Genomic DNA, 8,410 nt, shown 5'->3' on the forward strand with positions numbered 1-8,410 from the left:
ATGGAACAGGAGAAAGTGATTTTAGTTGGCGTGGAAACCGAAGAGACATGGAAAAACTTCGGGGAGTCCATGCAAGAATTAAAAGGGTTAACAAAGACAGCTAAAGGTGAGGTTTGTTTTTCCTTAATTCAAAAACGCCCCCAAGTTGATCGTCAAACCATTATAGGTAAAGGCAAACTAACAGAATTAAAAAATCTAGTAGCAAGCTATGAAGCTGATTTAGTAATTTTTAATCACGAACTCACCCCACGCCAAAGTCAAACAATTGCTGATTTTATCGAAGTGCCGGTTATTGATCGCGTGCAGTTGATTTTAGATATTTTTGCCTTGCGAGCGCGATCCAAAGAAGGAAAATTACAAGTTGAATTAGCCCAACTGGAATATTTATTACCTCGTTTAGTTGGACAAGGAAAATATTTATCCCGTTTAGGTGGGGGAATTGGAACAAGAGGGCCTGGTGAAACCAAACTTGAAACAGACCGTCGTCACATTCGCAACAAAATCACAGCGATTAAACGGGAATTAAAAGAGGTTGCAGCTCATCGGGAACGGACGCGGCAAAGAAGAAAAAATAATCGTTTTCAAATTGGCTTAATTGGTTATACCAATGCTGGTAAATCAACGATTATGAATGTCCTAACCGCAGCGAAGACTTATGAACAAGATGAGCTTTTTGCTACACTTGATCCTTTGACGAAGCGCTTTAAATTGCCAGAAGGGTTTGAAGTAACTTTAACTGACACAGTCGGCTTTATTCAAGATTTGCCGACACAGTTGATTGATGCCTTTCACTCTACTTTAGAAGAAAGTCGCGAAATGGATTTATTGTTGCATGTAGTTGATGCTAGTTCTCCAGATCGTAGTCAACAAGAGCAAACCGTCCTGGCTTTAATGAAAGAGTTAGACTTTGATAAGACTCCCATTTTAACGGTTTATAATAAAGCCGACAAAATTGATACTGCTCATTTTGTGCCGACGCTTTTTCCTAACGTTTTAATATCTGCTAAAAGTAGTCGTAGTAAAGAAGAATTAACAGCGGCAATCCGGTTACAATTAATGGAAAATTTGGAACCTTATACTGTCTATTTAGCGCAAAATGAAGGAAAACTATTAGCACAGCTAAAAAGTGACACATTACTTGTACATGAAGAGTTTTTACCTGCTTCAGAAAACTATCTGGTAAAAGGTTTTGCCCTGCCAGAAACTGCGATTATAAGGAGAATGGAAGATGAATTGGACAAATGAATTTGATCCGGCGCTAGTAACTGCAATTGAACGAGTGGAGCAAAAAATTGCCCCCCGCTTAGAAGAATTGCGCCAAATTGCGTTAAATAATCAAAATAAAGTTTTACGTGCTTTTTCTAAGCAAAATATTTCTGAAACCCATTTTTTACCTTCGACTGGTTATGGAAATGACGACATGGGAAGAGATGCGTTAGAGGCAGTTTATGCGGAAACTTTTGGCGGTGAAGCAGCCCTTGTCCGCCCTCAGATTGTTTCTGGTACCCATGCCATTGCTACAGCGTTATTTGGCGTATTGCGCCCAGGGGATGAACTGCTTTATATCACCGGTACACCTTATGACACTCTTTTAGAGGTAATTGGTTTAGCAGGTAATGGGATTGGTTCGTTAAAAGAATATAATATTTCTTATGATCAAGTCGACTTGAAACCAACTGGTGCAGTGGATTTTGAGGGTGTAAAAAATAAGATTAATAAAAAAACCAAAATAGTCGCAATCCAGCGCTCTCGAGGCTATGCTAGTCGCCCTTCTTTTACGATTGATAAAATTAAAGAAATGTGTGATTTTGTTAAAACAATTGCGCCCAATGTCACTATTTTTGTCGATAATTGTTACGGAGAATTTGCGGAATTAATGGAACCAACTCAAATAGGTGCCGATTTAATGGCAGGCTCTCTTATCAAAAATCCTGGGGGCGGGATTGCTAAAACTGGTGGTTATCTGGTGGGTAAAAAAGAGTTAATTGAAAAATGTGCGTATCGCCTAACGACACCTGGAGTGGGTGCAGAAGGTGGGGCGATGTTAGGAAATGTCTACGATATGTTGCAAGGCTTCTTCTTAGCGCCCCATGTGGTAAGTCAAGCTATTCAAGGGGCAGTATTTACTTCTGCTTTATTGGCTGAGTATCATATTGATTCAACGCCTAAGTGGGATGATCCTAGAACAGATTTAATCCAATTAGTTGAATTGAAAGAAAAAGATGCGATGATTACCTTTGCTCAAGCAATCCAACGTTTTTCACCAGTCGATGCCTTTGTGGCCCCGGTACCGGCTTATATGCCAGGGTATGAAGATGATATCATTATGGCGGCGGGAACTTTTGTCCAAGGAGCAAGTATTGAGTTAAGTGCTGATGGTCCGTTGCGGGAACCGTTTTCATTGTATGTACAAGGTGGTCTAACGTATGAACATGTAAAAATTGCGGTAGCAAATGCGGTAAATGCTGTTTTTCATGGGGAATAAAAATAATTTTAGTTTTTTTAAAAGCTATGAACCTTGTTAAATCAAGGTTCTTTTTTATTATCAGAAAATTTTTTATTATTTATGTTAGAAAACCTAACATAAGTCCTTGACTTTCCAAAATGAGATTGGTATAGTTATGCCAAGTTAAAACCAACCGGAAAGGAGTAGTTTCATGCGAGAAAAAGAGTTGCGCCGCTCCATGTCAGTTTTTCCTATTGGGACAGTGATGAAGCTAACTGATCTCACTGCGCGACAAATTCGTTATTACGAAGAACAAGATTTGATTCATCCTGAAAGAAGTGAAGGCAACCGCCGGATGTATTCTTTAAATGATATTGATATTTTGCTTGAAATCAAAGATTACTTGTCTGAGGGTTTAAATATGGCGGGAATTAAACATGCCTATGAAATGCAAAAACAACAAGAAAAAATTGCTAAAAATAAAAAACCGTTAACTGACCAAGATGTACGTCAAATTTTTTATGATGAACTACTGAGCCAAGGTGGTTTAACTCAACAAAATCCATTTAAGCAAGGTCCACGAATGTAGGCGTTGTTTGAAAATAAAAAAACTAAAATTAAGGGTGGGATTATATGCCGCGCGTAAATTACACAGCAACAGATATCAAACGTATTGTCGAAGAAGAAAATGTTCGTTTCTTACGTCTAATGTTTACAGACATCATGGGAACAATCAAAAACGTTGAAGTTCCAGTAAGTCAATTGGAAAAAGTTTTAGATAATAAAATGATGTTTGATGGTTCTTCTATTGAAGGTTTTGTCCGCATCGAAGAAAGTGATATGTACTTATACCCAGATTTATCTACTTGGATGATCTTCCCTTGGGAAAGTGAACATGGCAAAGTTGCTCGGTTAATCTGCGATATTTATAATCCTGATGGTACTCCTTTTGCCGGTGATCCGCGGGGAAACTTAAAACGGGCGATGGACCACATGAAACAACTAGGCTTTACTTCATTTAACTTAGGACCAGAACCAGAATTTTTCTTATTTAAATTAGATGAAGACGGTGAAATTACGACAGAATTAAATGATGCCGGTGGTTATTTTGATTTTGCACCGACAGATTTAGGTGAAAACTGCCGTCGTGATATCGTATTGGAACTAGAAAGCTTGGGCTTTGAAGTGGAAGCTTCTCACCATGAAGTAGCTCCTGGACAACATGAAATCGACTTTAAATACGCAGATGTTGTGGATGCTTGTGATAATATCCAAACCTTTAAATTAGTTGTTAAAACAATTGCTCGTAAACACGGTCTACACGCGACCTTTATGCCAAAACCATTGTTTGGGATTAATGGTTCAGGAATGCACTGCAATATGTCTTTATTTAAAGGCAAAGAAAATGCTTTTTATGATAAAGCAGGAGAAATGGGCTTAAGTCAGACAGCTTATCATTTCTTAGGCGGTTTGATTGAACATGCGCGAGCTTATACAGCAGTTTGCAACCCAATTGTTAATTCTTACAAACGCTTAGTACCTGGTTATGAAGCACCTGTTTATGTGGCTTGGTCAGGACGTAATCGTTCTCCATTAATTCGGGTGCCAGAATCACGAGGATTATCTACTCGTTTAGAATTACGTTCTGTCGATCCCTCAGCTAATCCATATTTAGCAATGGCTGTGTTGTTAGAAGCAGGCCTTGATGGAATTGAGCGGGAGCTGACACCACCACCAGCTGTTGATCGTAATATTTATGTCATGAATGAAGCAGAAAGAGAAGAAGCGCAAATTAAAGATTTACCTTCAACACTTCACAATGCCATTAAAGCATTACGAAAAGACCAAGTGATGGTCGATGCACTAGGCAATCATATTTACCAAAACTTTGTAGAAGCAAAACGTTTGGAATGGGCTTCGTTCCGCCAAACTGTTTCAGAATGGGAAAGAGAGCAGTATTTAGAGCTCTATTAAAAACAGGAAAACAGACCGCTTTTGGCTTAGGCTTAAAGCGGTTTGTTTTGTTATTTATGTCGTAATTAGAGGGAGGAAAATCGCTTTTTATTCAGATAAAAATTGACAATTAGACCTGTTGACTACTACTATTAGGAAAATGGAAAGTAAAAGAGGTCGTACATATGTTAGATTTATTTATTTTAATGATGGAGCGCGTGGGCCTAATTATTTTATTGGCTTTTTTATTGGTCAACGTTACATATTTTAAGCGCGTTTTGGAAAATAGGACGCAACTTTCTTCTAAAGTTATTTTGATTATTGTGTTTGGTTTATTTGCAATTTTAACAAATTTTACTGGTATTGAAATTACCGGCAATCAAATTGTACCCAGTAATTTTTTAACCCATATTTCTGAAAATACTTCTATTGCCAATGCTCGTACTTTAGTAATTAGTGTGGCAGGATTAGTAGGTGGGCCTAGTGTTGGTACAACGGTTGGGGGCATTGCCGGAGTGCACCGTTTTTTGCAAGGGAGCGGTGAAGGAAGCTTTTATATTTTTTCTTCTTTATTAATCGGGTTAATCTCTGGATTGGTTCGTCTTCTTTTAATCAAAAGACAATGGCAAAACAAGGCATTAATTTATGCTTTAGTGGGCATCTTAATGGAATCTATTCAAATGATTTTTGTGGCGTTTTTTAGTGGCACAGACCTAGCCAAAATGATTGCCGGACCGATGATTATGATTAATGGGATTGGGACGTTTATTTTTATGTCCATTATCAATGTTACCTTAAAGCAAGAAGAACAAGCAAAAGCAGTTCAAACTCATGATGTTTTAAATTTAGCGGCGCAAACACTGCCTTATTTTCGGGCTGGCTTAAAGCGAGAATCCAGTCAAGCTGTAGCCGAAATTATTCAACGCTATACCAAACTGGCTGCCATTAGTATGACCGATAAACATCAGATTTTAGCCCATGTAGGAGCAGGCAGTGATCATCATATTCCCGAGCTAGAAGTAATTACTGAGCTTTCTAAAAAAGTTTTACAAACAGGTGAGATGTTAATCGCCCACTCTAAAGAGCAAATTGGTTGTAAAAATCCCGACTGCCCCTTAGCGGCGGCAATTGTTATTCCGCTTTTTGCTCATGAACAGGTGGTGGGAACTTTAAAAATGTATTTTACAGATGAAAGTAAATTGACTTATGTAGAAGAAGAATTAGCGGAAGGATTGGCTACTATTTTTTCTTCCCAAATTGAATTAGGAGAAGCAGAAGAAAGAAGTCGACTTTTAAAAGATGCTGAAATTAAGTCACTACAAGCGCAAGTAAATCCCCACTTTTTCTTTAATGCGATCAATACCATTTCTGCTTTGATGCGAAGAGACACAGATCAAGCCCGCAGTTTACTACTGCAATTAAGCAATTATTTTCGGGGAAATCTAACCGGTGCTCGTCAGACAAAAATTTTATTAAGTCAAGAATTACAACATTTGGCGGCATACTTACAGCTGGAACAAGCTCGATTTCCCAATCGGTATCAAATTGATGTCAAAACAAGTGATGCGTTAGAGAATGCGCTCATACCACCTTATGCGGTTCAAATTTTAGTAGAAAATGCCATTAAACACGCTTTTGCCAATCGCAAAGAAGACAATTATGTAGAAGTTAGAATTTTTAGTAATAATGATGCTTTAATTTTACAAGTTGAAGATAATGGGGTTGGTATTAAAGCAGACTTGTTGCCTAAATTAGGCAAACAAGCAGTTGTTTCAGCAAAAGGAACAGGTACTGCATTAGAAAACTTAAATAGGCGTCTTCATAGTTTATATGGCGAAACAGGCGAACTAAAAGCAGAAAATAAAAAAACAGGTGGGGCGATATTTACCATTACATTACCATTAGAGCTTAAAGGAGGAGAGGAATAATGCACGTTCTTTTAGTTGATGATGAACCCTTAGCAAGAGAAGAGCTGAGCTATTTGGTTAGTCAACATCCTGCAGTTACAAGTGTAACCCAAGCTGAAGGTGTTTTAGAAGCTATGAGTAAAATGATGGAACAAAAACCCGATATTTTATTTTTAGATATTCATTTAACCGATGAAAGCGGATTTGAACTGGCGGAAAAATTAGTAAATCTTACAGATCCCCCGTACTTGGTTTTTGCGACCGCTTATGATGACTATGCGCTCCAAGCTTTCCAAGTCAATGCAAGTGATTATTTATTGAAACCTTTTGAAGAAAAAAGAGTCATGGAAATTATTAATAAGGCTGAAAAGCAAATGTCCCGTAAGCAATCTGATCCTGTTCAAACGACAGAACAATGGGCTACTTTTCCGATTCATAGCGACGATCGCATTTTTTTAATTAATCCAGAGACTGTTCAAATGGTTTCTGTAGATGAACGCAATGTCAGTATTTTTACGGATGATAAATGCTACAATACAACAGGAACATTGAGTGGTATTGAGCAAAAATTACCCCCAGCGCTTTTTATTAAAACGCATCGCAGCTTTATTATTAATGCGACTAAAGTAAAAGAAATTCAGCCTTGGTTTAACCATACCCTACAAGTTACAATGGAAAATGGAGAGAAAGTCCCAGTTAGTCGCTCTTATTTAAAAGCTTTTAAAGAGCGGTTAAATTTAGAATAAGCATTTTTTACGGCACTTGATGTAAGTCAAGTGCCTTTTTTTGCATTTCATGTGTTAAATTGAGCAAGTTATGAAGAAAGCGGTAACAAAAACTCGGATTTTCGTATACTAAGCATGTAAACAAAACAAAGGAGCGAGAAAACATGGAAAAAAAAGTTTATTCATTCTTACAACAAGCCTTCGTATTTGCCCTCATTATGTTAATTTCAAATGGCATTGCTAAAGTATTACCAATTGCAGTTCCACCTTCTTTAATAGGCATGTTGCTTTTATTTGGTGCTTTATGTTTAGGAATTGTCAAATTAGAACAAGTTGAAGGTCTAGCTGACAGTTTATCAAGTGTCATCACATTTTTATTTGTTCCTTCTGGCATTTCACTAGTAAATTCGCTGGGTATTATGAAAACTTCTGGAATACAAATTATCGCGGTTATCTTAATTGCAACTTTGGCGCTAATGGCAGCAACTGGTTGGGGTTCAAGTTTATTGCTGGGTGTGAAAGATCGTCATACAGAAGCAAAAAAAGAAGAACCACTTCACAAAGGCTTAAAGGAGGTTTCTTAATATGACTCCTTATGTTGGTATTATTATCTCGCTAGTTGTTTTTGGCATTGGAACTTTCTTATTTAAGAAAAGTAAAGGTTTCTTTTTATTCACACCGCTATTTGTGGCGATGATTCTAGGGGTTTTGATCTTAGAAGTTACTGGTATTAGTTATGATGACTATAACGAAGGTGGCAAAATCATTATGTTCTTTTTAGAACCGGCAACGATTGCTTTTGCTATACCTTTATACAAAAAACGCGATATTTTAAAAAAATATTTTATGGAAATCATGGTGGCAATCACAATTGGTTCTGTCGTTTCAGCGGCATCAGTTGTTTTAGCAGGTTATATTATTAAAATGCATCCGCAACTCATCGCTTCACTTCTTCCCCAAGCCGCAACAACAGCGATTGCAGTTCCGGTGGCTACTTCTGTTGGTGGGATTGCTTCAATTGCAGCTTTTTCTGTCATCTTTAATGGTGTTTTAGTTTACGCTTTAGGGGCAGTAGCATTGAAATGGTTTAAGGTTAAAAATCCAGTTGCAAAAGGTTTGGCTCTAGGTGCAGCAGGACATGCTTTAGGAGTTGCGGTTAGTATGGAAATGGGTGAAACAGAAACAGCGATGGCAAGTATCTCAGTGGTCGTTGTTGGGATCACAACTGCAGTAGTGGTTCCGATTGTAGCAAGTGTAATGGGAATTATTTAAAAAAGGAGTAAAGACAAATGCAAAAGACAGAGTTAAAAACAAATGCGTGGCAAGGATTTAAAGGAAAAGCTTGGCAAAACGAAATAAACGTACGTGATTTTATCCAA

8 protein-coding genes are annotated in these 8,410 nt (G+C 37.7%); all 8 read left to right on the top strand.

Annotated elements, in window-relative coordinates:
* The 8 genes from hflX (at position 1) to lrgB (ending at position 8,303) form a co-directional block, all read left to right on the top strand.
* Complete coding sequence (hflX, locus tag RU96_RS10345) at positions 1–1,245, top strand: GTPase HflX (RefSeq protein WP_071865444.1); 1,245 nt, start codon at positions 1–3, stop codon at positions 1,243–1,245.
* Positions 1,229–2,485 carry a methionine gamma-lyase family protein gene (locus RU96_RS10350; protein WP_071865445.1) on the top strand — a complete coding sequence of 419 codons (1,257 nt, stop codon included), beginning with the start codon at positions 1,229–1,231 and terminating at the stop codon, positions 2,483–2,485. Before hflX ends, RU96_RS10350 begins: the two co-directional genes overlap by 17 nt.
* A gap of 172 nt (positions 2,486–2,657) precedes the next feature.
* Entirely contained in the window at positions 2,658–3,035 is a 378-nt protein-coding gene (locus tag RU96_RS10355) for a MerR family transcriptional regulator (protein ID WP_016172695.1), read from the top strand.
* A 44-nt stretch (positions 3,036–3,079) separates the two neighbouring features.
* Positions 3,080–4,420, top strand: a complete 1,341-nt coding sequence (gene glnA, locus RU96_RS10360) for a type I glutamate--ammonia ligase (protein WP_071865446.1) — start codon at positions 3,080–3,082, stop codon at positions 4,418–4,420.
* Between the two features lie 164 nt (positions 4,421–4,584).
* Positions 4,585–6,327: a sensor histidine kinase gene (locus tag RU96_RS10365; protein ID WP_071865447.1), complete on the top strand. Its 1,743-nt coding sequence runs from the start codon at positions 4,585–4,587 to the stop codon at positions 6,325–6,327.
* On the top strand, positions 6,327–7,052 hold the full coding sequence (locus RU96_RS10370; protein WP_071865448.1) for a LytR/AlgR family response regulator transcription factor: 726 nt from the start codon (positions 6,327–6,329) through the stop codon (positions 7,050–7,052). Before RU96_RS10365 ends, RU96_RS10370 begins: the two co-directional genes overlap by 1 nt.
* Positions 7,053–7,195: 143 nt before the next feature.
* The gene (lrgA, locus tag RU96_RS10375; RefSeq protein ID WP_071865449.1) at positions 7,196–7,615 is read left to right on the top strand and encodes an antiholin-like murein hydrolase modulator LrgA; all 420 of its coding nucleotides are present in this window, start codon (positions 7,196–7,198) and stop codon (positions 7,613–7,615) included.
* Between the two features lies 1 nt (position 7,616).
* Positions 7,617–8,303 carry an antiholin-like protein LrgB gene (lrgB, locus tag RU96_RS10380; protein ID WP_071865450.1) on the top strand — a complete coding sequence of 229 codons (687 nt, stop codon included), beginning with the start codon at positions 7,617–7,619 and terminating at the stop codon, positions 8,301–8,303.
* Positions 8,304–8,410: the final 107 nt, after the last annotated feature.

It is taken from the genome of Enterococcus canintestini (assembly GCF_001885735.1).
In the GTDB taxonomy this organism is placed as follows: domain Bacteria; phylum Bacillota; class Bacilli; order Lactobacillales; family Enterococcaceae; genus Enterococcus_C; species Enterococcus_C canintestini.

What these genes read in the sequence shown, in the direction of transcription:
- lrgA (WP_071865449.1), top strand. Translation starts at nt 7,196, where the DNA reads ATGGAAAAAAAAGTTTATTCATTCTTACAACAAGCCTTCGTATTTGCC.
- hflX (WP_071865444.1), top strand. Translation starts at nt 1, where the DNA reads ATGGAACAGGAGAAAGTGATTTTAGTTGGCGTGGAAACCGAAGAGACA.
- RU96_RS10370 (WP_071865448.1), top strand. Translation starts at nt 6,327, where the DNA reads ATGCACGTTCTTTTAGTTGATGATGAACCCTTAGCAAGAGAAGAGCTG.
- RU96_RS10365 (WP_071865447.1), top strand. Translation starts at nt 4,585, where the DNA reads ATGTTAGATTTATTTATTTTAATGATGGAGCGCGTGGGCCTAATTATT.
- glnA (WP_071865446.1), top strand. Translation starts at nt 3,080, where the DNA reads ATGCCGCGCGTAAATTACACAGCAACAGATATCAAACGTATTGTCGAA.
- RU96_RS10350 (WP_071865445.1), top strand. Translation starts at nt 1,229, where the DNA reads ATGAATTGGACAAATGAATTTGATCCGGCGCTAGTAACTGCAATTGAA.
- lrgB (WP_071865450.1), top strand. Translation starts at nt 7,617, where the DNA reads ATGACTCCTTATGTTGGTATTATTATCTCGCTAGTTGTTTTTGGCATT.
- RU96_RS10355 (WP_016172695.1), top strand. Translation starts at nt 2,658, where the DNA reads ATGCGAGAAAAAGAGTTGCGCCGCTCCATGTCAGTTTTTCCTATTGGG.